This is a genomic window from Gracilibacillus boraciitolerans JCM 21714, assembly GCF_000521485.1.
GTDB classification, from domain to species: domain Bacteria; phylum Bacillota; class Bacilli; order Bacillales; family Amphibacillaceae; genus Gracilibacillus; species Gracilibacillus boraciitolerans.
The window spans coordinates 1-25,244 of the sequence record NZ_BAVS01000028.1 but is presented as its reverse complement, the minus strand read 5'-3'; the positions used below and the strand labels follow the sequence as shown (position 1 = coordinate 25,244).

26 protein-coding genes and 6 pseudogenes are annotated in these 25,244 nt (G+C 36.5%); 10 read left to right on the top strand and 22 right to left on the bottom strand.

The annotated features are described in order from the left end of the window. Nucleotides 1-124: 124 nt before the first annotated feature. Nucleotides 125-1,224: pseudogene (locus tag JCM21714_RS14105) on the top strand (ABC transporter ATP-binding protein). 118 nt (nt 1,225-1,342) lie between these two features. On the opposite strand, the gene JCM21714_RS14100 reads toward JCM21714_RS14105, so the two are convergent. From JCM21714_RS14100 to JCM21714_RS14080, 5 genes are all read right to left on the bottom strand, one after another. Continuing rightward, the gene (locus JCM21714_RS14100) at nt 1,343-1,546 is read right to left on the bottom strand and encodes an alpha/beta-type small acid-soluble spore protein (RefSeq protein WP_035725306.1); all 204 of its coding nucleotides are present in this window, start codon (nt 1,544-1,546) and stop codon (nt 1,343-1,345) included. Between the two features lie 94 nt (nt 1,547-1,640). After that, nucleotides 1,641-3,032, bottom strand: coding sequence for a class II fumarate hydratase (fumC, locus tag JCM21714_RS14095; RefSeq protein ID WP_035725305.1), 1,392 nt, complete (start codon nt 3,030-3,032; stop codon nt 1,641-1,643). Nucleotides 3,033-3,103: 71 nt separating this feature from the next. Then, the gene (yabG, locus tag JCM21714_RS14090) at nt 3,104-3,970 is read right to left on the bottom strand and encodes a sporulation peptidase YabG (protein WP_035725302.1); all 867 of its coding nucleotides are present in this window, start codon (nt 3,968-3,970) and stop codon (nt 3,104-3,106) included. A 162-nt stretch (nt 3,971-4,132) separates the two neighbouring features. After that, nucleotides 4,133-4,942 carry a M15 family metallopeptidase gene (locus tag JCM21714_RS14085; protein WP_052000744.1) on the bottom strand — a complete coding sequence of 270 codons (810 nt, stop codon included), beginning with the start codon at nt 4,940-4,942 and terminating at the stop codon, nt 4,133-4,135. 145 nt (nt 4,943-5,087) lie between these two features. Next, a complete protein-coding gene (locus JCM21714_RS14080; protein ID WP_035725300.1) occupies nt 5,088-5,333 on the bottom strand; it encodes an IDEAL domain-containing protein in 246 nt (81 codons plus the stop codon). 227 nt (nt 5,334-5,560) lie between these two features. Between JCM21714_RS14080 and JCM21714_RS14075 the strand changes: the two genes are divergently transcribed. After that, entirely contained in the window at nt 5,561-6,427 is an 867-nt protein-coding gene (locus JCM21714_RS14075; RefSeq protein WP_035725297.1) for a cation diffusion facilitator family transporter, read from the top strand. A 54-nt stretch (nt 6,428-6,481) separates the two neighbouring features. Here the strand turns inward: JCM21714_RS14075 and JCM21714_RS14070 are convergent, their stop codons facing one another. The 15 genes and pseudogenes from JCM21714_RS14070 to qoxA form a co-directional block, all read right to left on the bottom strand. Continuing rightward, on the bottom strand, nt 6,482-6,778 hold the full coding sequence (locus JCM21714_RS14070; protein ID WP_035725295.1) for an AzlD domain-containing protein: 297 nt from the start codon (nt 6,776-6,778) through the stop codon (nt 6,482-6,484). Next, nucleotides 6,775-6,978, bottom strand: coding sequence for an ABC transporter permease family protein (locus JCM21714_RS24365; RefSeq protein ID WP_369403603.1), 204 nt, complete (start codon nt 6,976-6,978; stop codon nt 6,775-6,777). The genes JCM21714_RS14070 and JCM21714_RS24365 overlap by 4 nt, the downstream gene beginning before the upstream one ends. Beyond that, the gene (locus JCM21714_RS14065) at nt 6,969-7,487 is read right to left on the bottom strand and encodes an AzlC family ABC transporter permease (RefSeq protein WP_369403602.1); all 519 of its coding nucleotides are present in this window, start codon (nt 7,485-7,487) and stop codon (nt 6,969-6,971) included. Before JCM21714_RS14065 ends, JCM21714_RS24365 begins: the two co-directional genes overlap by 10 nt. 19 nt (nt 7,488-7,506) lie before the next feature. Continuing rightward, nucleotides 7,507-8,273 (bottom strand): annotated as a pseudogene (gene map, locus JCM21714_RS14060) (type I methionyl aminopeptidase). A 237-nt stretch (nt 8,274-8,510) separates the two neighbouring features. Beyond that, nucleotides 8,511-8,702 (bottom strand): hypothetical protein, encoded by a 192-nt coding sequence (locus tag JCM21714_RS20200; protein WP_235182891.1) that lies wholly within the window; start codon nt 8,700-8,702, stop codon nt 8,511-8,513. A gap of 132 nt (nt 8,703-8,834) precedes the next feature. Then, nucleotides 8,835-8,945, bottom strand: coding sequence for a YjcZ family sporulation protein (locus JCM21714_RS19470; RefSeq protein ID WP_084040831.1), 111 nt, complete (start codon nt 8,943-8,945; stop codon nt 8,835-8,837). Between the two features lie 86 nt (nt 8,946-9,031). Continuing rightward, nucleotides 9,032-9,787 (bottom strand): SDR family NAD(P)-dependent oxidoreductase, encoded by a 756-nt coding sequence (locus tag JCM21714_RS14055; RefSeq protein WP_035725293.1) that lies wholly within the window; start codon nt 9,785-9,787, stop codon nt 9,032-9,034. 9 nt (nt 9,788-9,796) lie between these two features. Further along, nucleotides 9,797-10,934: pseudogene (locus JCM21714_RS14050) on the bottom strand (trans-sulfuration enzyme family protein). A 96-nt stretch (nt 10,935-11,030) separates the two neighbouring features. Further along, nucleotides 11,031-11,801: pseudogene (locus tag JCM21714_RS14045) on the bottom strand (DegV family protein); the annotation flags it as partial. A 158-nt stretch (nt 11,802-11,959) separates the two neighbouring features. After that, the gene (locus JCM21714_RS21980; RefSeq protein ID WP_235182890.1) at nt 11,960-12,328 is read right to left on the bottom strand and encodes a hypothetical protein; all 369 of its coding nucleotides are present in this window, start codon (nt 12,326-12,328) and stop codon (nt 11,960-11,962) included. Nucleotides 12,329-12,347: 19 nt separating this feature from the next. After that, nucleotides 12,348-12,968, bottom strand: a complete 621-nt coding sequence (locus JCM21714_RS21975; protein WP_235182889.1) for a hypothetical protein — start codon at nt 12,966-12,968, stop codon at nt 12,348-12,350. Between the two features lie 172 nt (nt 12,969-13,140). After that, complete coding sequence (gene qoxD, locus JCM21714_RS14035; protein ID WP_035725291.1) at nt 13,141-13,443, bottom strand: cytochrome aa3 quinol oxidase subunit IV; 303 nt, start codon at nt 13,441-13,443, stop codon at nt 13,141-13,143. After that, complete coding sequence (gene qoxC, locus JCM21714_RS14030; protein ID WP_035725288.1) at nt 13,444-14,043, bottom strand: cytochrome aa3 quinol oxidase subunit III; 600 nt, start codon at nt 14,041-14,043, stop codon at nt 13,444-13,446. Continuing rightward, nucleotides 14,040-15,987 (bottom strand): annotated as a pseudogene (gene qoxB, locus JCM21714_RS14025) (cytochrome aa3 quinol oxidase subunit I). Before qoxB ends, qoxC begins: the two are co-directional and overlap by 4 nt. A 17-nt stretch (nt 15,988-16,004) precedes the next feature. After that, nucleotides 16,005-16,997, bottom strand: a complete 993-nt coding sequence (gene qoxA / locus JCM21714_RS14020; RefSeq protein ID WP_052000742.1) for a cytochrome aa3 quinol oxidase subunit II — start codon at nt 16,995-16,997, stop codon at nt 16,005-16,007. A gap of 385 nt (nt 16,998-17,382) precedes the next feature. Here qoxA and JCM21714_RS14015 point away from each other — a divergent pair, with 385 nt between their 5' ends. The 8 genes and pseudogenes from JCM21714_RS14015 to JCM21714_RS13985 all read left to right on the top strand — a co-directional run bounded on the left by JCM21714_RS14015 (nt 17,383) and on the right by JCM21714_RS13985 (nt 23,889). After that, on the top strand, nt 17,383-18,090 hold the full coding sequence (locus tag JCM21714_RS14015) for a response regulator transcription factor (RefSeq protein WP_235182888.1): 708 nt from the start codon (nt 17,383-17,385) through the stop codon (nt 18,088-18,090). A gap of 72 nt (nt 18,091-18,162) precedes the next feature. Further along, nucleotides 18,163-19,497 carry an ATP-binding protein gene (locus JCM21714_RS14010; RefSeq protein WP_052000740.1) on the top strand — a complete coding sequence of 445 codons (1,335 nt, stop codon included), beginning with the start codon at nt 18,163-18,165 and terminating at the stop codon, nt 19,495-19,497. After that, entirely contained in the window at nt 19,481-20,197 is a 717-nt protein-coding gene (locus tag JCM21714_RS14005) for an SDR family oxidoreductase (RefSeq protein ID WP_035725285.1), read from the top strand. Before JCM21714_RS14010 ends, JCM21714_RS14005 begins: the two co-directional genes overlap by 17 nt. Nucleotides 20,198-20,212: 15 nt before the next feature. Then, nucleotides 20,213-20,398: a hypothetical protein gene (locus JCM21714_RS21970; protein WP_235182887.1), complete on the top strand. Its 186-nt coding sequence runs from the start codon at nt 20,213-20,215 to the stop codon at nt 20,396-20,398. Between the two features lie 154 nt (nt 20,399-20,552). Then, complete coding sequence (locus JCM21714_RS14000; protein ID WP_235182886.1) at nt 20,553-21,230, top strand: TIGR00341 family protein; 678 nt, start codon at nt 20,553-20,555, stop codon at nt 21,228-21,230. A gap of 84 nt (nt 21,231-21,314) precedes the next feature. After that, nucleotides 21,315-22,513, top strand: a pseudogene (gene chrA, locus JCM21714_RS13995) (chromate efflux transporter). A gap of 136 nt (nt 22,514-22,649) precedes the next feature. Further along, nucleotides 22,650-23,567: a cation diffusion facilitator family transporter gene (locus JCM21714_RS13990; protein WP_035725283.1), complete on the top strand. Its 918-nt coding sequence runs from the start codon at nt 22,650-22,652 to the stop codon at nt 23,565-23,567. A gap of 13 nt (nt 23,568-23,580) precedes the next feature. Further along, entirely contained in the window at nt 23,581-23,889 is a 309-nt protein-coding gene (locus tag JCM21714_RS13985; RefSeq protein WP_035725280.1) for an ArsR/SmtB family transcription factor, read from the top strand. Nucleotides 23,890-24,021: 132 nt separating this feature from the next. Here the strand turns inward: JCM21714_RS13985 and JCM21714_RS13980 are convergent, their stop codons facing one another. Next, nucleotides 24,022-24,399: an SET domain-containing protein gene (locus JCM21714_RS13980; RefSeq protein WP_035725338.1), complete on the bottom strand. Its 378-nt coding sequence runs from the start codon at nt 24,397-24,399 to the stop codon at nt 24,022-24,024. Nucleotides 24,400-24,651: 252 nt separating this feature from the next. Then, entirely contained in the window at nt 24,652-25,086 is a 435-nt protein-coding gene (locus JCM21714_RS13975; protein ID WP_084040839.1) for a hypothetical protein, read from the bottom strand. Nucleotides 25,087-25,244 lie beyond the last annotated feature (158 nt).

The following is a 25,244-nucleotide window of genomic DNA, read 5'->3' as shown; positions in this document are numbered from 1 at the left end:
TTCTGTAACCGTGCACAAATGAAACAGAATTTTTTGTGCACGCTTTCTATTTACGATTGGACAAATTACTAGTAAACTATAAAACATAGATGAAACGTTTTCAACAAAACTAGGAGGGAATACAATGGCAGAATTAACATTAAGAAACATTGATAAGGTTTATGCAAAAGGAGAAGAAAAAGCGGTTGACAATTTCAACCTTGAAATCAAAGACAAAGAATTTATCGTATTTGTTGGTCCATCTGGTTGTGGTAAATCAACGACACTTCGTATGATTGCAGGTCTGAAGAAATCTCTTCTGGAGAATTCTATATCGATGATAAATTGATGAATGAAGTAGCTCCAAAAGACCGCGACATCGCGATGGTATTCCAAAACTATGCGTTATATCCACATATGAACGTATATGACAATATGGCATTTGGTCTTAAATTACGTAAATTCAAAAAAGATGAAATTGAACGTCGTGTAACAGATGCAGCTCGTATTCTTGGTCTTGACGCACTCTTAGATCGTAAACCTAAAGCACTTTCCGGTGGTCAGCGTCAGCGTGTTGCATTAGGACGTGCGATTGTACGTGATGCAAAAGTGTTCCTGATGGATGAGCCATTATCAAACTTGGACGCAAAACTTCGTGTGCAAATGCGTGCGGAAATCCAAAAGCTTCACCACCGTTTACAAACTACTACTGTTTATGTAACACACGATCAAACAGAAGCAATGACAATGGCAACTCGTCTTGTAGTATTAAAAGCCGGGATCATTCAACAGGTTGGTGCTCCTAAAGAAGTGTATGACAAACCAGACAATATTTTCGTTGGTGGTTTCATCGGTTCACCTGCAATGAACTTCTTTAATGGAACATTAGAAGAAGGTTCTATCAAGCTTGGGGACACAAACGTAGAAGTGCCTGAAGGAAAAATGAAAGTTCTTCGTGAACAAGGATATATTGGTAAAGAAGTAGTATTAGGTGTTCGCCCTGAAGATATTCATGATGAGCCAGTATTCTTAGATGCTAATCCTGGTAAGAAAATCCAAGCAACTATTGAGGTTTCTGAACTAATGGGTTCTGAGTCTTACCTATACTCTGAGGTTAACGGTCAAGAATTTGTCGCACGTGTTGATTCTCGTACAGATATCCACGGTGGTGAAAAAATCGATCTTGCATTCGATATGCATAAATGTCACTTCTTTGATAAAGATAATGAACAACGTATTCATTAATAGGTCACAAAAGCGCATAGTTAACAACTATGCGCTTTTTCTTTTTTCTAAAATATATACTTTGCAAAAAGGGAGACACTTTCATCAAAGCGTCTCCCTCCCTTTTATTTAACACCTATTATTTTGGTTGATTACCGCCAAATTGTTGTTCAGCCATTGTTACTAAACGTTTTGTGATTTCTCCACCAACTGAACCGTTAGCACGAGAAGTAGAGTCTGCTCCTAAGTTAACACCAAATTCTTGAGCGATTTCATATTTCATTTGGTCTAATGCTTGCTCAACTCCAGGAACTACTAATTGATTTGAATTGTTAGTTGCCATCTTTAATCACCTCCTGTACACCATATTGTGAACAAAAAAGGGATCATTATGCTCTTATTTTCTTAGCAATTTCTAGTAATAGACCCAATTGCGATTATTTAGGATAGATCATCTCTTCTGGTTTAATCCATTCATCAAATTGTTCTGCAGTTAATAAGTCTAATTCTATCGCAGCTTCTTTTAATGTTGAGTTATCTGCAAAAGCTTTTTTTGCAATTTTGGCTGCATTTTCATACCCTATATGAGGATTTAAAGCAGTAACCAACATTAATGAACCATATAAATTTTTCTCAATTTGTTCATAATTTGGCTCTAAACCAACTAAACAGCGATCATTAAATGATAGCATACTATCTGCTAAAAGCTGGGCCGATTGCAAGAAGTTGTAGGCAATGACTGGCTTAAATACATTTAATTCAAAATTACCTTGACTTGCTGCAATTCCAATTGTTGCATCATTACCCATTACTTGTGTTGCCACCATCGTAATTGCTTCACTTTGTGTTGGATTCACCTTTCCTGGCATAATCGAACTTCCAGGTTCATTAGCTGGAATGGTAATTTCACCGATTCCACAACGTGGACCACTTGCTAACCAGCGAACATCATTTGCAATTTTCATTAAGTCCGCCGCAAGACCTTTTAGTGCACCATGAGCATACACTAATTCATCATGACTTGTTAATGCATGAAATTTATTCGGAGCTGACACAAAGTCTTTCCCAGTATATTCATTAATTTTTGCTGTGACACGCTCAGAAAATTCCGGATGTGCATTTAAACCTGTCCCAACAGCCGTCCCACCAATTGCTAATTCTTTAACATAGGGGGGGATACTGCCTGTAATCATATCCTCGGTTTTTTCTAACATACGATGCCAACCACTGATTTCTTGACCTAATGTTAATGGGGGGGTCGCATCTTGTAAATGGGTACGGCCGATTTTCACAATATCATTAAATGCTTCTATCTTCTCTTCTAGCGTCTGTTTCATCTTTGATAATGCTGGTAATGTTACATCTTCTAACTTGCGAACTGCCGCAATATGTAACGCGGTTGGATACGTATCATTAGAGCTTTGTGACTTGTTAACATCATCGTTAGGATGCAGGCTCAGAATGCTATTCTGTTGTTTTAACCACTCATTTCCCACAAAAGCAATCACTTCATTTGCATTCATATTTGATTGTGTCCCACTTCCTGTTTGCCATACAACTAAAGGGAAGTGTTCAAACAATTCACCTGCTAAAATGCGGTCTGTTGCATATTTAATCGCATCGGCTTTCCTTTCATCCATTAAACCTAGCTCACTATTAACAATGGCAGCACTTCTTTTTAGAATAGCAAAACCTTCAATAATTTCTTTTGGCATTGTTTCAATACCAATCGGAAAATTCTCTTTACTTCTTTGCGTCTGCGCACCCCAAAATTTATCATTAGCAACCTTAATCTCACCTATCGTATCACGTTCCATGCGATAATCCATTTTATTTTATCCCCCCTTAAATTAACTTCTTTTTATATTGTATCAAAAAAAGACAAAAATAGAGACAAAAGTTATTTTGTCTCTACATAAGGTAATCCTGTTCGATAAAGTCCACGGGTTTCCATTCCGCCAAGTCCTTTTTCACCTGTTAAGGTATTTCTTAACACATCATACACATCAACTTTCTCCATGAAAGGAGTGTAAGCTACTTTAGCAACTACATAAACAGGATCTAGTGCATGTATATTAACCCGATCAGGTGAACTGGCAAAATTTGCCCCCCCTGCTCTTATTAGTGATTCAAAGTGTGATTGACACGCCCCCCCTGCAAAAATAACAAGCTGATCTAAATTAGGTGACCAGGTTCTGGCCTGCCTTACAGCTTCTACAAAAAATCGCGTATTTCTATAAGCAGCTAAATCTTTCTTATTTCCTTTTGAACCGGAATAGGCATCATGTCCTGTTATTACCATTATTTCAGGCTGAATTTTTTGTATAAGAGCATCGATTTCAAAGGGCAAATCCTTTTCGTTTACATAAACACCATGTACCTGTAGTCCTAACCGCTGATATAAATCAATACATTTCTTTAAATAGAGTCGGTCACCATCAATGTGTAAAACCTTTACCGGCAATTGAAATCGTTGGATACTTCGCGGTTTTTCCTTATTATACTCATAATCTTTTTTCTCTTTCATTAGTTGATAATCTTGACGAAAAAGGCGATAAGAATATTCTTCCTTTTCTTTTATTTCTTCTTCTCGTTTTCGCACATCATCTTCCGGCAAAATCCGTAAGTCTTCTACAGGAGCATCAGCTTCTAGTCGTATATCTTCCCCATGAAGCAAGACTTTATCACCGTTTATATGTTTAACACGAAAAACAATATCGTGTTGATAAGAATATCGTGTCACAAGCATTCCTGTCATCAGATTCACTGCATCACCCCCATCTAAAGCTTGCTAGTATAGGCTATGTATCTGACGTCAATTTGGTGAAAAGTAAATGTCTACAACTATTTTAAGGATACAGACCAAAGTGTTCTTCTAATGTAGTCTGTGCTTGATATATTTCACTCGCTGTATTTTTTCCGACATACCTTAAATGCCAAGCTCATAGCTATAACCTGTGATAGCTTCTTTTCCTTCAGGATAACGAATAACAAATCCGTATTTATGTGCATGATTTTCTAGCCACTTTCCCTCATCTGTCTCAATAAAACTTTGTTCTAATACCGCTACAAGTGCAGCGGAAGCAACATCCATTGCAAGTCCTGTCTGGTGTTCACTCGTACCGGGCTTAGCTGAAAATTTATCTGCATGTTCCTGACCTTTATTAACGACATTACTTTCATATATTTGTTTTTGACGTTCATAGGAGCGATATCCAGAAACCGCTACAAGCTCAAGTCCGACTGCTTTTGCTGCTTTGAAAAGTTCCTCTAATGCCGTGGCTGCTTCTTGACGTAATAAGCGTTTCGGATCCCCTTCCGCTGCATAATAAGAAACATTTGCTTCGACTAAGTCATTTGGAGCATAACCATCTGGGAGTTTCCGTTGTTTGTTGACAACTAATTCTACACTTTCTGGATTTTCAATAACGGCTAAGCTATCCTCTGCTTGATTTGAATCCTGATTTTGTTCGGATTCATTGTTTTTATCTGTATTTTTTTCTTCTGAATTTTCTTCTGAATCTTCTTGATCTTCTTGATCTTCTTGTTCTTCTTGTTGTTCTTGTTCTTTCTTTTGTTCTTCATTCACATCAACATTTACTTCTTCCGTTTCTGGCTCTTCTTTATGTTCTGCTTCATAATTTCTTTCATCAAGTTTTTCACTTGAATACCTTTCCTGCTCACAACTAGCCAAAATGAAAGTTAACGTAAAAATAAATACCAATCCCATTTTTTTCATACATATTTCCTTTCCTTACTGCATCTGAACATTTATTTGATCTATTTACTATAACATATAACTAATAGGTACCATACAGGTGGAAAGAATTATTTTTATCATGACCAAATAAAAACCTCGCCATAAAAACGACGAGGTTTCAAAATTATGATTCCCATATATAACTATTGAATGTTTTGCTCAACTCTTTAAATGCTTCTTCATTTTGTTCATCTAATGATTGATTTATATCTTTCTCTAAGCGTGCTTTATTCCAACGGAAACAAAGGTCATCCAACAGAAGCTGTGAAGCTAATCGAATTTCAAACGGGATCTCTCTTTTTGCTTTTAGTTCAGACTGATTATTCTTTCTTAACATTTTCAACTGGTAATTTAGCTTTTGCTTTTTCATGGAGCACGCCTCCCTTTTTTTTTTCGATTCTATTTAAATAACATTATATGATGAAATGTTATTATTGTTAATAGTTATTTGACTATTCCCTTATATTTTTGATAATAAACGCACCGTTCCTTTCTTTTAAGCAATAATTTTAATAAATAGGTAACACTAATTCTAGACATGAATTACTTTTATTTGATAAGCTTATTTTATTAACAGATATACTGGGGGGGACGCTTATGGATCAATCTCAAAAATATAAAGAAGGAGAAAAAGGAGCATGGCTTAGCATCATTACCTATATCTTTCTTGCAACTGCTAAGCTGATTATCGCGACAATTGGTAATTCCTCCGCCTTACGCGCAGATGGATTAAATAATGCTACAGATGTCATCGCCTCGATTGCTGTCTTAATAGGATTAAAGATATCTCGGAAACCTCCAGACGCTGATCATCATTATGGACATTTTCGCGCAGAAACAATTGCCTCACTTATAGCTGCCTTTATTATGATGACGATAGGTATTCAAGTATTAATCGATACCGTTAAATCAATCATAGTAGGAGAGTTTTCACAGCCAGATATGTTGACGGCATGGACTGCATTAGTTGCAGCTATTATAATGTTTTTTGTTTATCTATACAATATCCGATTAGGAAAGAAAATTAACAGTGCCGCTCTGCAAGCAGCAGCACAGGATAACAAATCAGATGCTCTTGTGAGTATGGGAGCATTTATTGGTATTGTCGGTGCACAATTTCACGTTTATTGGTTAGACCCTTTAGCAGGTGCGATCGTGGGTATCATTATCTGTAAAACTGCCTGGGATACCTTTCGCGTGGCAACCTTGACCCTTACCGATGGTTTCCATCCAAAGGAATTAGATTTAATTAAAGAAAGTATTGATCAACATCCAGATGTACTGCACATCAAAGATATTAAAGGACGGCTGCATGGTAATCAATCCTTAATTGAGGCAACGATATATGTAGATCCTTTACTAACAGTCGAGGAAAGCCATGAAATCACTGATCATATAGAAGAAAAACTAAAAGAAGAACATGATGTACCACATGCCCATATTCATATTGAACCATATAAATAAAACATTTAGCCAAAAAGGACCGTAGCTACACGGTCCTTTTTGGCTAAATACGAATTATATGGTTAACAAAAATACAATAATAATGGCACTTAACACGACAATTATGACATGAATTCTTAGCCAGGCTAATATGATCGCGATTACTCCTGCGATCAAGCCAATATGTGGTTTTTCAGGTATGACGGTCATTATTCCGGGGGGGAAAATCAATGCGCCCAAAGCAGCATACGGGATTGCTTTCAATCCTTTGTTTGCCCAATCAGGAAATTGAATCAAATCTACAATAAACGCAGGTATGACCCGAGGGATAATCGTTACTATTGCCATTCCAATTATAATAAACCAAATCATACCTTTTCCTCCTCTAATACGAAAATACCAATACATGCACCTATTATTGTACCTGCCACAATACCCCAACCTTGTCCTATATACGGGCTAACTAAATAATTAACCAGCATGGCAGCAATACTTATCATGGCAATGCATTTATATTTTCGGACTGAAGGAATTAAAAGGCCAATAAACATAGCATATAAAGCTACACCCATACTTTGCTTAGCGTTTCCGGGATAACATCTCCTAAAACACCGCCAAGGAATGAACCAAATACCCATGATAAATAAGAAGTCAGCATGATAGTACCATAAAAATAATACCCATATGCCTGATCAACTTGTTTTTTATAAATGGACGAAACAGAAAAAGTTTCATCTGTTAAACCAAGTGTTAAAAGAAACTTCCATTTCATTGCATATTGTCTGATTTGATTAATAAACGACAAACTCATCACAAAGTGTCGAAAGTTCAAAACAAAGGTAGCAATGATAATTTCAGCCGCGCTGACTCCAAGTCCAATCATTCCTGCTCCCATAAATTGAGCTGCTCCTGCAAAGACAAAAAGACTCATTCCTGTTAATTCCAATAGAGATAATCCTGCTTGTTTCGCTAAAACACCATAAGCAATAGCAATTGGCAAATAGCCAACCACTATTGGTAAACCAGCAATGAGCCCATCTCTTATCTGTATCTTTATTAATGGTTTCTCTTTTAGGTCCACTGCTTCAAAGTACTCCTTTTTAATTTTCTTCGATAGTATCCTGATCTGTTATAATAAGAGGTCCTTCTTTTGAGATAACTAAAGTATGCTCGAACTGTGCTGAGCGTTCTCCATCGATGGTTCGTGCTGTCCATTTGTTATCATCCATTTTACTTTGCCACGCACCTTCGTTGATCATTGGTTCGATCGTAATAACCATTCCTTCTTTTAACCGTGGCCCTTTACCAGCTAATCCGTAATGTGGAATTTGTGGATCTTCATGTATGGTTGGTCCAATACCATGTCCCGTAAATTCTCTTACAACTGAGTAGCCTTCAGCTTCTGCATACTGTTGAATCGCGTGACCGATATCACCAATTCGCTTACCTGGCATTGCCTGTTCAATCCCTTTATATAAAGAAGTTTTCGTTACTTCTAATAGCTTTTTCGTTTTTTCATCGGGTTCTCCTACTGCATAGGTCCAGGCGGAATCTGCAAGTCCACCGTTTAAATTAACGACCATATCCACTGTTACGATATCCCCCCCTTCACTAACTTTTCATTTCGGGGAAATCCGTGACAGATTTCATCATTTACTGAAGCGCAGGTTGCGTAAGGATAACCACTGTATCCTTTTTGCTCAGGAGTGGCACCATGTTCTTCTAAAAAAAATTCTACAAAATCGTCAATTTCTTTAGTGGTTACTCCTGGCTTTATCAGCTTAGCAATTTCTTTGTGGCATTTTGCTAATACTTTACCTGCCTCTTGCATCATTTCTATTTCACGTTTGCTTTTTCTGGTAATCATCTCTAAAAACTTCCTTTCTAAAACATTTGCCTTTTAGTATCATTATAAAGTTTATCATATTTCCCAAAAAAGATGTGTCCTCACTTTTCATGTCTTCAGGAAAAAAACATAATCCGACAGAGTTGATTCATTAGATAAGATATAGCTTTGGATCAAAATGGTAATTTTGAAAGGGATGGTATCTATAGATCGAAAAGAAAGAGTCTAATTTCTAGCGCTTGCATCTGTTGTAGAATCTTATTTAGCGCAGGCGTCCACTTCGACTCCTGGGGGGGGATCAGCGTGATCTGAAGATCCACTTTGTAAAGGGGGGGTCTTCTTTGCAAAGTTAGCTGAAGAGCACGCCCCCCCGGAAAGCGAAGTGGGCAAGCCGAAGCGATTGCTTATCATACAATTTATTCCAAAATTACCGCTTTGATTACTTATCATACATCATACAATAATTCATGGTTTAAGAATATTTAATGATTGCAAAATCCTACATACGATGATTTTGTCTGACATAAGAAAAACTGACAAAGGATTTTTATCCCTTGTCAGTATCATTGTATTAAATTTGTCTTAATACCCGCCGTAGCCCCAAGAAGCACCAATGATGATTAAAAGAATAAACAATACGACAATCAGCGCAAATCCTCCGCCGTAGCCGCCACCATATTGTTGAGCACCCATATCTATCCCTCCTTTTCTTACTACACTTATAAAGTATGTCAGAAGGAGGGAAATGGTCAGTAAAAAATCTTAAAATGGGTAAGAACCTATTTTAAGATATCTTTTACACTGAAATAATCACCATTTTTAATGCTTTTTTCATCTAATAAACGGTCCACTAATACTTTAGCAACCACTTCTGTACTTCTGAGTTTATCTTCTTTCTTATAATTCTTAAATTGCTCCACATCAACAAACTGACTAGGATCTGCTGAACGTATTTGTCCCTGCATGTCTGTATCCATAATGCTAGGATCAAATAAAAATACTTTGTTACCTGTTTTTAATTTATCTTGTTCCAATGCCACAGTATCTGTATAACGATCTAAACCAGCCTTAGTGCTACCGTATGCATTCCAACCATAAACAGAACGATTTGCTGCACCAGAAGTAATGTTGACCAGCACCAATGGGATGTCAAGATCTCGCAATAAGTCTAACCATAGATTCGTAACAACCATCGGAGTCAGTAAATTGACATGAACGTGTGAGGTTAATTCCTTTGCAGACTGTTTCCCAGCTTGTTCAATCGGTGATACCAGGGCAGCATTTTGAACTAACTGTAACGAATCAAGAGGTTGATCCTCTAGAAAGCTAATAATCTCTCGGAATGTCCTTTCTGTTTGTTCGATATCAGATAAATCGACCTGGTAATGCTGATAGCTCCCTGGCAAGTTGGCATTTTCTAATTTCTGATTTGTTCCTCTAGCTAATCCAATCACGTGAACAGAGGCCTCCATTAATAATTTTGCGATGGACGCACCAAGTCCTTTTGACGTTCCCGTTATTACTGCATATTTCATTCCATCACCTCATTTTTTTGCGTTATTTAAGGCATTTATTAGCGTATGTATAATATCTTCAATATCTTCAATACCTACAGAAATACGTACTAAACCCTTCGTAATACCTAGAGCCTGCTGAGATTCTTTTGGTAAGTTACGATGTGACGTACCGATAGGATACGAAACGGTTGTCTCTACTCCTGCTAAAGTTGCAACAATTTTGATCCAATCTAACGATTCAAAAAAAGTTTCCACTATTCCATTATTGGTAATATCTATTGTAACAATTGCTCCGTTTCCTTTTTCCGAAACATATTCAGGAAAATATACCTTATCGACAGCTGGATGCTTTGCCAAGGCGCTAGCTAATTTAGCAGCATTTTGCACATGCCGTTCCATACGTACACTTAATGTTTTTAAACCTCTAACCGTTAACCATGCTTCAAATGGGCTTAAATTTGTGCCAAAATTCACACATTTTGTTTTTGCCTTTGTAACTAAATCTTCGTCTCCAACTAATACCCCCAGCTGTAATATCACTATGCCCGCCCAAATATTTGGTGGCACTATGTACGACAAGATTTACACCTAATGAATAGGGTTGTACTAAATAAGGAGTGGCAAACGTATTATCTATCATTGTTTTAATCTGATGTTTTTTAGCAATTTGAGTAACCTGTTCTAAATTTTCCACTCTTAACAATGGATTTGTGATCGATTCTGTATACAATAGAACCGTATTATCTTTTATCTCTGATTCTATATCACTTTCAAATGATACAAAACTTACCTCAATGCCAAACGATGTTAATTCATTTGCCAATAATTCATACGTGCCACCATATAAATCCTCCGAGGCCAAAATATGATCGTCTGTTTTCGCAATGGAAAGTATGCCGACCAGTATGGCTGATAAACCAGAAGAAGTCGCAATACCTGCTGGAGCCGCTTCTAAATTAGCAACGGCATTTCCTAGTTCATCCGTATTAGGGTTACCTACTCGTGTATAGAGATACTCTCTTTCTCCCGAGTAAAATCTCTCAATATCTTCTAGATTTTTAAAAGTAAAGGCGGAGGTTTGATGTATTGGTGTTACTTTGGTTGGCACTCCTTCTTCTTTTTTCCTTGTAACATGTACAGATTTTGTGTCAAATCCATGTTCCATAAAAACGGTCTCCCTCTCTATTCATAACTTTCTTATTAATTCAATATTTATAGTTATTAATGGAATTACTTTATTTCAAGATTTTCATTTTATTTATCATTCTCTTAGCCATGCAATACATAAGGTCCCATACCCTGTATGCACACCAGCTACTGGTACCAGCGTTTGGATATTGATCTTTAACTCTGTATAAAGTTTTTCGATTTCTTCTTTCCATTTATGTGCATGGTCTTTTACACCAGCATGTAAGATACATATTTCTTTTAATTGATAGTTATCCATAGCCTCATCTAACAGCTGTAACATTTTCCTTGTTGCTCTCTTTTTAATTCAAACTTTATCTTTTACTACAACCTTGCCATTAACAAATCCTAAAATCAAATGAATATTTAATAAAGACGCAAACATCGATTGCGCCGTACTTACTCTTCCACTTTTGCGCAATTGTTCAAAACTCTGAGACATCAGATACATCTGAGCATAGTCAGGTAAAGTGCGCAGCTTAGAAACAATTTCATCAAAAGGCTTTTGCTCTTTGACCATTTGCACACCCGTTTGTATCATCTTTCCAAGTGCATAATCACCGATTTTAGAATCTATCACTTCTACATCAAAACCAACCATTTCAGACGCAGAAATTGAGCTTTGATACGTCCCTGTTAATTGACTCGATGCATGGATAGCTATGCCAACATCATATTCTTCTTTAAGTCGTTCATACAGAGTAATAAAGTCTCCATATGCTGGCTGACTTGTTTTTGCATCATTACCATGTTCCTTTAACAATTCATACAATTCATCTTTCGATAGATCGACTTCTTCTCTATAAGTTTTACCATTGATGATCACATTTAAAGGGATAATATAAACATCATTTTTTTAAGCATATTCTTTATGTAGTCCGCAAGAGCTATCTGCAATCCATGCAATCTTTTTCATGATATGCGCCCCCATTTCCTGCACGAGCTGTGCGATATTATTAGCTTATATTTTACTTTATTTTAGCTTCTAAGTAAATCGACACATTATGCAAATCGATAATAGATCAAAATAAAAGTTGCTAATACAAATATGAAATTCAGAAATACAAAAACAAGTTGATCCATCTTCGTTTTATGGATTCTAATTGGAGGATGATAGAACGAAACCCCCTCTATAATAAAGATAATTAAGACAATATGAATCATGGCATGACCAATTATCTCTGTCATTCCAAATAATAAAGAAGTGGAAATAAATATTAAAGTAACAACTAATCCTAAAATTCGATTGAGAATCCCAACCACTAATAAATAGCCAACCACAAATTCCACAAATGCCGCCATTATAATAAATGTTTCAGGATCAAACCCAAACGTAGGTACTCTGTGATTAACTACAATATCAAGAGTCATCGATGGATAGACCCATTTTTCAACAGCTACCCAGCATAAACTTAGACCAGTACCTAAGTAAAGGAACGGAAACCCCCCAGCCTTCTAGATTTGTTTTCCCAATAAATAGCACAAAGATGATAGCCAGATAGAATCCATAATCTAACATATAGAACCATCCATAATCCTGCCATACCGTGATAAACAAGCCTAGCATAAAAAAGGCAGCAACCTTGGTACTAAAATGCTGTGGTATTAATAATGTTACGATAATGAAACCCATCACAATGGTTTGCCAACCTTCAGTAATTTCAAATTCAGGGGGGGCAAACATTGTTCCAGAAATAATTTGTATAATAAATGCAAGGGCTGTTCCATATTTTAAAATATAACGTGAATATTTTCGAATTCCATTTAAAAAGTGATCAACTTTTGCTGCATATGGTATTTTTAAAAAATAATCCATCACTTGTGATAAAATCGCTAAGATAACCGCCACAATGATGGCAAATGTTATGAAAAATGGAGATAGAATCTCTTCCATTGGTACTTTTTCCGGCTCCACTTGAGCAAACCATTTTACATGAGCATATGCCGTAATAGGAGTTGCAAGTAGTAATGTAACGAGAAAAGAAAATAGACCTTTTTTATTAAGTGGCATGTGATTTTCTCCTTTATTTGATTTTCTGATGCTATGATATCATATTAAAGAAAGGAAAGGATACAATATTGGTTGCAGATATAGATAAATTACCTTCCACTGATTTACTATCAGGTATACAGAAGGGGCAGCACTCAACTATTTCATTGAGGCAGCCCCCTTCTGTTTCTTATTACATTGCTGCGTGACCAGATGTGAGTACCCATATCGTACCGAAGATGATAATTAGAGCTAGTATCATACTATTGACGATATTGATAACATTGATTATTCCTTCTTTTCCTTCTGTTACGTGCATAAACATAAACAATTGGATAATCGCTTGAAAAATGGCAAAGGCACCGATAATCCATAAGATAACTGAACTAGAAAAGTCCGTATAAAACGTTACAAAAACAGCAAGTAATGTCAATGCAATCGAAAGCACGAACCCTACTAACAGATTCCATGGAAAACGACTAGTATGTGCACTCATTTACATCACCATCCCTTTTAGATATACAAATGTAAAGATAAAAATCCATACTACATCTAAGAAATGCCAATACAGACTGGCAATAAACAGCTTACTAGAGGTTTTTTCGGTGATACCACGTCGTACTAATTGAACTAGCAACAAGCTGATCCAGATAATACCAAAAGTTACGTGGGCTCCGTGGGTACCTAATAAAGTAAATAAACCAGCGGTAAAGCCACTTGTTTGAATCGTTGCTCCCTCATGGATAAAATGGAGGAATTCATTAATTTCCATAAATAAGAAGCCAGCACCTAGCAATAATGTAGCAATCATCCAAAGTAGTAAGCCTTTTTTATCATGATTACGCATCGCATGGATGGCAAGGCCCGAAGTGAAACTACTTGTCAAAAGCAGAAAGGTTTCAATTAAGACATCCTTCAAAACAAAAATATCTGCCCCCCCACCAGGGCCTCCCGCAGTATTATGCTCCAATACAAAATAAGAAGCAAACAGCGTGGCGAAAAGCACAATTTCTGCACCAAGAAATACCCAAAAACCTAATATATTCATTTGACTTTGATGTGACTTATATTCTAATGGTGTTGTGTGTGACGTCATTTTAAATCACCTCTCCACTCTCTTTCTTCTTTCTCTAATTCATCTACTGGAATATGATACCCGTCATTATAATCAAACGTGTTGGCAACTAATCCGATCACAATACCAACAGAAGCAATGATCGCTAACGTAAACCATTCAAATACTAAGAAAAATCCAACTACGCCAAATGCTATTGCTAATACAATTGGTGTCCAAGAGTTACTTGGCATATGAACAGGTTTTAAATCTGCCTTTTTCAATCCTGTTTCGCCTTTTTTCTTCTTATACCAGAAGTCATCTAAGCTATCTACTTTTGGTACTTTGGCGAAATTGTAATGTGGTGCAGGTGATGCAGTCGCCCATTCTAGTGTCCGAGCATTCCATGGATCATTTCCGACTTTCCGTGACGCATAACGGAAACTCCAGTAAATATTGTAGACAAGTGCAGCGAAACCAGCTGCCATTATTAAGGAACCAACTGCTGAGAAGCCTAACCATGCACCCCCATCCTGTACTTTCTGCATAGGTATACATACGACGAGACATACCATCTAATCCCACAAAGAACATTGGCATAAAAGTTAAATTAAAGCCGATTACAAATAACCAGAAATGCCATTTCCCGATTTTCTCATTAAGTTTAAATCCAAACATTTTTGGCCACCAGTAATATAGGCCTGCAAATACCGCAAATACAACACCAGGTATTAATACATAATGGAAGTGTGCCACTAAGAACATCGTGTTATGGTATTGATAATCAGCAGCTGCCATAGCAAGCATTACTCCTGTTACTCCACCAATGGTAAAACACGGAATAAAGGCTAATGCCCATAACATTGATGTTGAAAATTCAATCCGACCTTTTCGTAACGTAAATAACCAGTTAAAGATTTTAACACCAGTCGGAATTGCGATCATCATGGTTGTTAAAGAGAAAATGGAGTTTACTGCTGCACTATTGCCCATTGTAAAGAAGTGGTGTACCCAAACTAACATACTTAAAAATGCAATACCTGCAACCGCATAAACCATTGATTTATATCCATATAAATTTTTTCGTGCAAATGTCGCGATAACTTCTGAGAACATCCCGAATGCTGGTAACACAACGATGTATACTTCCGGATGGCCCCATAACCAGAATAAGTTGAGCCATAACATCGGATCCCCACCAGCAGCAACGGTAAAAAAGTGTGTCCCGAAAAGTCGATCCAATGACATATACAGTAATGCTACGGTAAAGATTGGGAAAGCAGCTACAATGATAATTGATGTAATAAATGTCGTCCAGGTAAAAATCGGCATCTTCATCCAACTCATGCCTGGTGCACGCATTTTAATAATCGTTACCACAAAGTTAATCCCTGTTGCTAATGTACCAATACCAGCTATCTGTAATGAGATAGCATAATAGTTATTCCCAACTCCCGGAGTAAATTCCTTTCCTGCTAATGGAAAATAGGAGGTCCAACCTGCATCAGGAGATCCACCAATAACAAATGAGATATTAAATAACATCGCCGCTACAAAAAACAGCCAAAAGCTAAGCGCATTTAACTTTGGAAATGCCACATCTCTTGCACCAATTTGCAATGGAATTACAACATTCATAATCCCTATCAGCAATGGCATCGCCATAAACAATATCATGATCACACCATGTGTGGTAAAAATTTCATCGTAATGTTGGGCATCTAATATTCCCATCTCAGGTCTAGATGTTTGAGCTTTCATTAATAATCCATCGACGCCACCTCGGAAAAACATGAGCACCCCAGCTAAAATGTACATAATACCTATCTTTTTATGATCAACGGTTGTAAACCATTCACTCCATAACCACTTCCAACGCTTCAAATACGTGATTAATGCAACTAATCCAACCATTGTTAAAGCAATTGCAATTTGAGACGCAAGAATCATCGGGTCACCTGTGACAAAAAATTCATCTAATGACATGTCTTTCACCACCTCTATTAATGATGTGAGTGAGCTGTATCTGCAGAATCACTCGTTTCTTCCTCTACTTCTGTATGACTCTCTTCGGTTTGCACCTCTGTTTCTTCCTTATCTTCTTCATGCTTCCCATCACCATGAGTGATCCGATATAACTCCGGATCAATATATTTTTCAGAACCACCATGGGCATGATCAATCCATTCTAAATGTGTGTTATTGAAAGTCATTCTACCAAGATTTCCCGGTTCTAAGATTTCACCATATTTTTCTTCTGTTAAATCCATGGCAGTTGTTTTGACATCATTTACCCATTCATTAAAATCTTCTTTCGTTTGGGCTTGTACTTCGAATTCCATATGGGCATATCCTCTGCCATTAAAGCTTGTATTACGTCCATAAAAGGAACCTGGCTTATCTGCAACTAAGAAAAGGTTTGTTTGCATATTGGCCATCGTGTATTTTTGACCACCTAATTCAGGCACCCAAAAAGACTGCATCGTTCCTGCAGATGTCATCTTAAACTGTATAGGATGATCTGCCGGGATATTAATATAATTCACTGTCTCAATATCTTGTTCAGGATAGCTAAAAATCCACTTCCAATCAGCCGATGTTACATGGATCACAAGTGGTTCTTCTTCTTCGTATCCTTGAGGAATATTTTCAACCTCATATATAGTTTTTGCTGTTGGAATCATCAGGGCTATAACAATGATGACAGGAATTGTGAACCAGGTAATCTCCAACCAATGATTCCCTTTTTCCTCTTTGGGTTCAAAATCAGCGTCATCTTTTCGCACACGATATTTCCAAATAATATAAACAAACAAAACAAAAACAACAAGAACAATTACTAACATTAAGATAATCGAATACACAATTAAATCTGTTAAACTTCTGGCTACTGGTCCCTTTGGATCAAAGACTAATAGTTTTGACTCACACCCCGCCAAAAAAATAGGTATTACCAATAAGGTTAATAAATATATGAGTTTCTTCATTGCCTTCATGGAGTTTCTCCTCTCATTTGAAACATTTCTATACTTTGCATACCATTTAGTTAAAAAAGTTATGTTACAACTACTTTTTATTCTGACAGATAAATATGATGAAATTATGATGAAACAACTATTGTCATAAATTGTTCATAAATTATCTCACCAAAAATATTATTCTTATTTATCCGAAATAAAGACATACCCTGCGAAATAGTAACAATTTTGAAAGTATGCTGAGTGTAAGGCAAAAGCTCCCACTTAACACACTTTCAAATTAAGTTTGGATATACTATCCATGTAATGTTGAATGTTAAGCACTCTGTGTTTTACTAATTATGAATTTTTCTATACTATTTGAGTAGGGTATAAATTGATGTATGTAATGTGAGGGATAGCGATGACAACCATACTTATTGTCGATGATGAATTACAAATGAGAACCATGTTAAAATTATATTTAAGGAAAGACTATGAAATAGTAGAAGCGGAAAATGGAATAAAGGCGATTCAAATCTTACAAAACCAAGCAATTGACATTGTTCTATTAGATATTATGATGCCTGAACTGGACGGGATGGAAGCATGTAAACAAATGAAAACCGTCAAGCCAGGCGTTCCAATCATTTTATTAACAGCATTAAATAATACCTCGCAAAAGGTAGAAGGCTTAACTATCGGAGCAGATGATTATGTTGTAAAACCATTTGAACCTGTGGAACTACTGGCACGGATTCAAGTGCAGCTCCGCCATTTTTACAAAGAAAATATAAATAACGAAAGTTCACTATTATATGGAGAATTACGAATTGATCCGATTTCACGTACGGTCACAGTGGATAAAAATGAGGTGAAATACAGTCCAAAAGAATTTGATGTCCTGTATTTACTTGCCTCCCATCCAAATCGAGTATATACGAGAGAACAACTATTGGATTTAATTTGGGGGGGATTGGATGAAATAGTAGATATACGCACTGTTGACTCCCATGTTCGCTATGTAAGAGATAAATTAAAGAAAGCTGGCATTTCTTATCAGCACTGCAGACCGTATGGGGGGGAGTTGGATATAAATTCGATTGGGAGGGGGAACCATGAAACTAAATAGTGTGATTTTTAAACTGGGAGCAACCATTTTATTCTTACAGCTTATTATATTGATCCCACTTGGTATATCATCTTGCAACTTATTTTAAATTACTCGATAAATCAGACTGAAACACAACTCGTTCAGTTATCTGAAAAATATGCCAATCAGGTAACTGACTTAGATGATTCGGAAAACCTACAATTATTAGAACATCTGACAGAAATGACAGATACAAGTGCCGTTATTTTAGATCAAGAAGGCACTAAACTATTGCAAACAAATTGGCAAGAAGACCTTACAGATAAGACATTAACAAGCAACGAAATTATGCAATTGAAACGTGGTGAAACCATTGTAAAAGAATTTACATCTAATGGATCTACCTATCTGAAGGTTGCCCAGCCAATCATTAATCAAAATGGAACAAATGGCAGTGTCGTCTTATTTTCTTCCTTCGGTCTTATTAGTAATTCGATTCACAATATTATCTTTTTAGTTATTTTGGCTAGTTTAGGTGCCGTTGTGTTGGCCATAGGGTTTACTTTCTTTATTTCAAAAAAATTAGGTGCACCCCCCCTTATTGAAATGGAGAAAGTTGCAAAACAAATAGCAGAAAAGAAAAACTTCTCTTTACGGGTAGATTATAAAGCAAATGATGAAATTGGATCACTTGCACATGCCATAAACCATCTGTCAGAAACGTTAGAAAGATATCAGACAAATCGCAATGAATTTTTCTCAAATATTACCCATGAATTAAAAACGCCACTTACCTATGTAAAAGGTTATGCCAATGCAGTACGCCATGAAATGTACCAAAATAAAGAAGAAAAAGATGAATTTCTGGAAATAATCGAAAATGAAACAGATCATATAAGTGACCTGATGGATGATCTTATGGACTTATCAAAAATTGAAGAAGGTAAGATAGATCTCAATAAAGAGGACATTAATATTAACAAGTTAGCAGAAGAAATGCTTAAACGTTCCCAGTTTAGAGCTTCAGAAAAAGGACTGACGATGCATCTTAACCAGCCTGAAAATACCGTATATTTATTTGCAGATAAAAGCAGATTGGATCAGGTTTTAACTAACTTAGTGGAAAATGCGGTACGTTACACGGAAAAGGGTAAAATAACATTAACAGTGCAAGAAGAAAGGAAAGATGTAATCATTCGTGTGGAAGATACAGGTATTGGCATCAAACAAGAAGATATCCCATATCTATTTGAACGCTTCTATCGCGTAGATAAATCTCGTTCAAGAGCTAATGGTGGTACAGGACTGGGACTCTCGATCGTAAAAAATTTAGTTGAAATGCATGATGGCAGCATCCAGGTAGAGAGTGAAATAGACAAGGGAACAGCTATTACATTAAGATTCCCTACAGAGGAGGAGAAACAGTATAATGCGTTATCAAGATAAAGTAGTCGTTGTTACAGGCGGAGCAAATGGAATAGGAAAAGCAATTGCTAAAGCATATCAAGAAGAAGGAGCAACAGTAATTGTTGCGGATATAGTGAAGCCCTCTGAAGAATCGGTACACTTTTACAAAACAGATGTGAGTAATCCAAGCGATATTAATCGACTATTTGCTTATATAAAAGAACAATATGATCAGCTTGACATTCTTATTAATAATGCAGGTATATCATCCTTTGGTGACTTTTATGATATTTCATTAGAAGAATGGGATCGAGTGCTAAACACAAATTTACGCAGCGTTTTTTTATGTTCTCAACAAGCGGCTAGAATCATGCGTCAGCAGGCAAATGGTGGAAGTCTTGTTCATATTGCTTCTACTCGTGCTTTTATGTCAGAAGCAAATACCGAAAGCTATGCGGCAAGTAAAGGTGGGATTTTTGCCTTAACACATGCGTTAGCTATGACATTACAAGAGGACCATATTACAAGCAACGCGATTAGCCCTGGATGGATTCAAAATACGAATTACGAGAAGTTGCGGGAGATTGATCATGAACAACATCCATCTAAACGTGTTGGTAAACCTGAAGACGTTGCCCGTGCATGTCTATTTCTAACGGATCCTGCGAATAATTTTATTAATGGCGAAAATTTTGTGATAGACGGTGGGATGACAAGAAAAATGATTTATGAACACTAAGAAGGGACTGGCATCATGGAACTGCAGCTTATTGAAATTTATATACCAATTAATCGACTAGATGCTTTTCTATCCGAAATAGAAGAATTTCATGTCATTGAAAAATGGCACACACAAATTACTGATAAAGAGGAGTTAGTAAAAATACTGATAAAGAAAAAATACACCGAAGAAATTTTTAAATTTTTTAGAAGTAAATGACAAGAATCAAAAAGAAGTCCGTGCACTTCTGTATAATATTTCGACTTACCTGCCAAGGATAGAACCCGATCAGGAAGAAGATGTAAAGGAAGAGGACCCTAAGGAAAAACAAAAAGAAATCACCCGTGCCAGTCGTCATGAATTATATAATGTGGTGCACTCTTCTAGCAAGACAAGTGTCAACTATATTTGGATGCTTGTTCTTTCTGCTGGGGGGGTAGCTACAGCAGGGATTGTTAAGGATAGTGCAGCAATAGTTATTGGCGCAATGGTGATTGCTCCCCCCCTGATTGGTCCTTTTACAGCTTTGTCTTTTGCTGCTACATTGGGTGATTATAAATTAATGAAGAATTCCGCGATGACCTCTTTATATGGCTTAGCTATTCCAATCGGGATTGCCATTATTTTTGGTTTTATTTTCCCTTTACCGATAAATAGTGACGAATTTTTTGCGAGAACCAATATTGAACTCATGGATATAGTCGTGGCGCTTGCAGCAGGAACAGCAGGAGCTATGTCTTTTGCAAAAAGGGTCTCTGAAGCCTTGGTCGGTGTAATGGTTTCTGTTGCATTATTACCACCAGCTGTTGTACTCGGGATGATGCTTTGTGCCTTGGAATTTGAACAAGCTTTAACGCCCCCCCTTCTTCTATTATTAGTCAATATTAGTGCTATTCTCTGCTCGGCTATTATTGTGTTCTGGACAAGCAGGATTCAGCCAATTAATTGGAGTGAAATCCAAGTAGCAAATACCTCAAAAACATATTCATTAATCGCTGTAAGTATTGTCATTGTCATATTAGCTGTACTTATCTTTATCATTCAATTTTAACAAAAATTTTATATGAATATACTTGTCTGGTTTCTATGAAGATTGGTATACTGTATAGAACAAAATCATAATTAGGAGTAAATAATGATTACTCAGAAAAACAGTTTTCAGGATTATTTAATTATCTTATGGATTGCCACAAGGTTAGGTTTCACTTCCTTTGGAGGTCCTATTGCACATCTAGGTTATTTCCATGAAGAGTATGTTCGAAGAAAAAAGTGGTTAGATGAAAAAGCATATGCAGATTTAGTTGCATTGTGTCAGTTCTTACCTGGACCCGCCAGCAGTCAAGTAGGGATTGGGATCGGAATTATACGTGGTGGTGTTTTAGGAGGTATTCTCGCCTTTCTAGGGTTTACCTTACCTTCTGTCATTGTCTTAATCCTCTTTGCTTTAGCACTTCACCAATTTTCATTTTATGATGCAAGTTTTATTCAGGGTTTGAAAATTGTTGCAGTGGCAGTTGTGGCACACGCTATTATCGGAATGGGCGCCAAGCTTACACCAGACCTTTCTAGAAAAGCTATTGCAATACTTGCTGTTGTGAGCATGCTAGTCTGGCAAACCACAATGACACAAGTGGTAATTATTCTCGTTTCCGCATTGATTGGTATAGTCTTCTTTCAACAACAAGAGAAGAAGGAAGAAACGATTACTATTCATTTAACTTTATCTAAGAAAATGGCTATAATATGTATTTCTTTATTCTTTTTGTTATTAATCATCTTACCACTTGTCAATCAAGCAAGCGACTGGCAATGGCTTGCAATGTTTGATAGTTTTTATCGGTCTGGTGCTCTTGTATTTGGGGGGGCGGTCATGTTGTTTTACCATTACTTGAACAGGAATTTGTCCCTGCTGGGTGGATGACGGAGCAAGAATTCTTAGCTGGTTATGGAGCCGCCCAAGCAGTGCCTGGTCCACTATTTACATTTGCCGCTTATTTAGGAACTATAATTGCTGGTATTCCTGGAGGACTTCTAGCCACTTTTGCTATTTTCTTACCAGCATTTTTATTAATAATAGGTACACTTCCATTTTGGAACGCATTGCGTCAGATTCCATCTATTCGTGGTGCCCTTATTAGTGTTAATGCTGCTGTGGTGGGTCTTTTAATTGCTGCCTTCTATCAACCAATATGGACTAGTACTATCACAGAAACAAAAGATTTTATCTTAGCCGTCATCCTTTTTAGTTTATTAGCATTCTGGAAGTTACCATCATGGATTATTGTTATCATTGGTCTAATTGGCGGCATCCTACTACCATATTTGCCCATCTAGTGACTAGCATTTCTAGTCACTATTTTTATTAGACACCTTTTGCTTTTTCTGAACACTTCAAAAATTTCTTGCACATTTTCATCTCTCATTTTATAATATGAATATATGTTCATATATATAAAAAGGAGTGTTAAAATTGGCACATTCACACGGACATGACCATGCACATGATCATCATCATACCAATAACAAAAAAGCGTTACTGATTAGTTTTATATTTATTTTCACTTTTATGATTGTGGAAATAATTGGTGGTATTCTGACAAACAGTTTAGCCTTATTATCCGATGCTGGACACATGTTAAGTGATGCCTTTGCATTAGGTTTAAGCTTATTTGCTTTTAAATTAAGTGAAAAAGCTGCCAATGCTGACAAAACATTTGGGTATAAACGATTTGAGATTTTAGCGGCATTTATTAATGGTATCACTCTCTTAGCAATCTCGATATATATTTTTTATGAAGCATACCATCGCTTTTTAGAACCTCCTAATGTTAGTCCTATGATGCTTTGGATAGCAGTTACTGGTTTAATCGTAAATATTATTGTCGCATATATTTTAATGTACAATGGTGATACAAAAGGTAATTTAAATTTACGGAGTGCTTTATTACATGTTTTAGGGGATTTACTTGGTTCAGTTGGAGCCATCATAGCAGGTATACTAATTTTACTGTTCAATTGGAATATAGCAGACCCGATCGCCAGCATTATTGTTGCGATGCTCATTTTAGTTAGCGGATACCGTATCACTAAAGATTCCTTACACATCTTAATGGAAGGAACTCCAAATAATTTATCCTATGTGGAAGTAGAAAATATGTTAACTCAGCTGGATGGAGTCATCAACATACATGATTTACATGTTTGGACAATTACTTCTGACTTTCCAGCACTATGCTGCCATATGGTAGTAGAACAAGATACAGATCGAGACGCTCTGTTAAAACGAGCCTCTAAATTATTACATGATTCATTTTCTCTGCATCACACTACGATTCAAATCGAAGGTATTGATGCTGAAATAGAAAAAGAGGAAGATTGTTGTAATTAAAGGAGTGGTTAAAATGGCAGATGAAAGCCAATACGAACTTGACGAGGAAACTTTATTTTTAGTATCACAAACCTTTAAGGCACTAAGTGATCCTACAAGAATTCGAATTTTACATTTACTATTTGAAGAAGAATTATCTGTTAACAAAATAGCGGAGACATTAGACCTAAATCAGTCTAATGTCTCCCATCAACTTCGCTTTTTAAAAAATTTACGTTTAGTTAAGTATCGCCGTGATGGCAAAACAATTTATTATTCCCAAGACGACGAACACGTGATGAAAATCTTACAGCAATCAATTGACCACGCTACACATCATTAACAGTTCACATGCGGATATAAGTTGCAATGCCTTTATTGCATCTTATATCCCTTTCTATACTACTTATTATTAATGTTTTTCGCTACCTTTTTTTGTTAAAGTAGTATGTTTTATTACATTACTCATTCTTTTCTACTCTTGATCAAACCATAATGGATCGTCTATATCAACGTCACCGTTATAATTAATTAAAATCTCATCACCTGCTTTGATATCTGTATAAGCGTAGAATTCAAATGTGTGATTATCAAAGTTAATCTCATAATTTGCATTAGGCTGATAAGAATGATTAAACAACATTCCATAACCAAGCAGAATTGCAGAGTGATTTATTCCGTACTCAAATGCATAATCCGCGAGTAACGTCTTTTCAATATGCTGATGCTGATCATTTGGATAAGCAATGACCGGTGCTTCGTGTATAAGCTTGCCTTTTTCAATATCACACGTAGCAAATACTCCTCTATTAAATTCTCCATCACTAATTTTTGATGATTTAATCTCAATCATGTTTTTCACCTGCTTTTTTAAAATTATTCCATCTAACTGTACCATTAATTTTAATTTTATGCCCCCTATTGTCTATCATTACATCTCAAAGATAAGTATAAAGTGAGACTTCAATCAGTGGGGGGGGTTTTACGGACGGTTAGCGCATGATAAATTTCAACCATAACAAAGAGGCACAAATCGTCTGACGATTTATGCCTCTACAGAATGAGTAAACAAAAATTTAGTATTCGCTCGCATGAACAGATATTTTTAAACACATGTAAAAGATTGAATTCGATCGAGATCAATACCAAAATATACCCAGTTAAATCCTGTCCACCGGTAACCTGCCACCGATCTTCTTCCCACATAAGTAGGATAGAACCAAAAAGCATTGAAACGATTTAACCATATATACGTGAAGCGAAATAGACACCCTCTTATTGAACCTGGATCAACTGCAAAAAGTTGTGCTCCACTCCCTGATTGTGATGCCTGCTGTGGAACAAACTGTGGTGGTGGACTAGTTGGGGGGGGACCAGATTGTTGTCCCTGACCTGGTGGAGGACCAATTGGTGGTCCACCTTGACCCGGTGTATTACCTCCAGGAAATATTCCAGGTAAAAAAGGAAAGAATGGTAGCTGACGATAGTCTTGATACATGTTTCCGTACTCATCGTATATTCCATAATTAGCTTGATACATAGAGTCCAATGTGATTACCTCCTCTTCCTTATCACTATATGATAGGCAAAAGTTTAGGTAATTTGTCCACTCGCAAAATAGGCAATCATGCATTAATTCGAGAGTTTAAGCTTTAAATACCGATGAGATGCACTCTCGTCAGTTTTTTAATCCCGGTA

Bases quoted from the DNA above. Each gene is read 5' to 3' on its own strand.
- JCM21714_RS14080 (WP_035725300.1), bottom strand. From the start codon at position 5,333: ATGAAAAAGCAAAAGCTAAATTACCAGTTGAAAATGTTAAGAAAGAAT.
- JCM21714_RS24365 (WP_369403603.1), bottom strand. From the start codon at position 6,978: ATGGGTGTAGCTTTATATGCTATGTTTATTGGCCTTTTAATTCCTTCA.
- JCM21714_RS21975 (WP_235182889.1), bottom strand. From the start codon at position 12,968: ATGCCACTTAATAAAAAAGGTCTATTTTCTTTTCTCGTTACATTACTA.
- JCM21714_RS21970 (WP_235182887.1), top strand. From the start codon at position 20,213: ATGGAACTGCAGCTTATTGAAATTTATATACCAATTAATCGACTAGAT.
- JCM21714_RS13975 (WP_084040839.1), bottom strand. From the start codon at position 25,086: ATGTATCAAGCTAATTATGGAATATACGATGAGTACGGAAACATGTAT.
- JCM21714_RS14070 (WP_035725295.1), bottom strand. From the start codon at position 6,778: ATGATTTGGTTTATTATAATTGGAATGGCAATAGTAACGATTATCCCT.
- JCM21714_RS19470 (WP_084040831.1), bottom strand. From the start codon at position 8,945: ATGGGTGCTCAACAATATGGTGGCGGCTACGGCGGAGGATTTGCGCTG.
- JCM21714_RS14015 (WP_235182888.1), top strand. From the start codon at position 17,383: ATGACAACCATACTTATTGTCGATGATGAATTACAAATGAGAACCATG.
- JCM21714_RS14100 (WP_035725306.1), bottom strand. From the start codon at position 1,546: ATGGCAACTAACAATTCAAATCAATTAGTAGTTCCTGGAGTTGAGCAA.
- qoxC (WP_035725288.1), bottom strand. From the start codon at position 14,043: ATGACGTCACACACAACACCATTAGAATATAAGTCACATCAAAGTCAA.
- JCM21714_RS14055 (WP_035725293.1), bottom strand. From the start codon at position 9,787: ATGAAATATGCAGTAATAACGGGAACGTCAAAAGGACTTGGTGCGTCC.
- JCM21714_RS13980 (WP_035725338.1), bottom strand. From the start codon at position 24,399: ATGATTGAGATTAAATCATCAAAAATTAGTGATGGAGAATTTAATAGA.
- JCM21714_RS20200 (WP_235182891.1), bottom strand. From the start codon at position 8,702: ATGATAAGTAATCAAAGCGGTAATTTTGGAATAAATTGTATGATAAGC.
- JCM21714_RS21980 (WP_235182890.1), bottom strand. From the start codon at position 12,328: ATGACTCTTGATATTGTAGTTAATCACAGAGTACCTACGTTTGGGTTT.
- JCM21714_RS14005 (WP_035725285.1), top strand. From the start codon at position 19,481: ATGCGTTATCAAGATAAAGTAGTCGTTGTTACAGGCGGAGCAAATGGA.
- qoxA (WP_052000742.1), bottom strand. From the start codon at position 16,997: ATGAAGGCAATGAAGAAACTCATATATTTATTAACCTTATTGGTAATA.
- JCM21714_RS13985 (WP_035725280.1), top strand. From the start codon at position 23,581: ATGGCAGATGAAAGCCAATACGAACTTGACGAGGAAACTTTATTTTTA.
- fumC (WP_035725305.1), bottom strand. From the start codon at position 3,032: ATGGATTATCGCATGGAACGTGATACGATAGGTGAGATTAAGGTTGCT.
- JCM21714_RS14085 (WP_052000744.1), bottom strand. From the start codon at position 4,942: ATGAAAAAAATGGGATTGGTATTTATTTTTACGTTAACTTTCATTTTG.
- qoxD (WP_035725291.1), bottom strand. From the start codon at position 13,443: ATGAGTGCACATACTAGTCGTTTTCCATGGAATCTGTTAGTAGGGTTC.
- JCM21714_RS14075 (WP_035725297.1), top strand. From the start codon at position 5,561: ATGGATCAATCTCAAAAATATAAAGAAGGAGAAAAAGGAGCATGGCTT.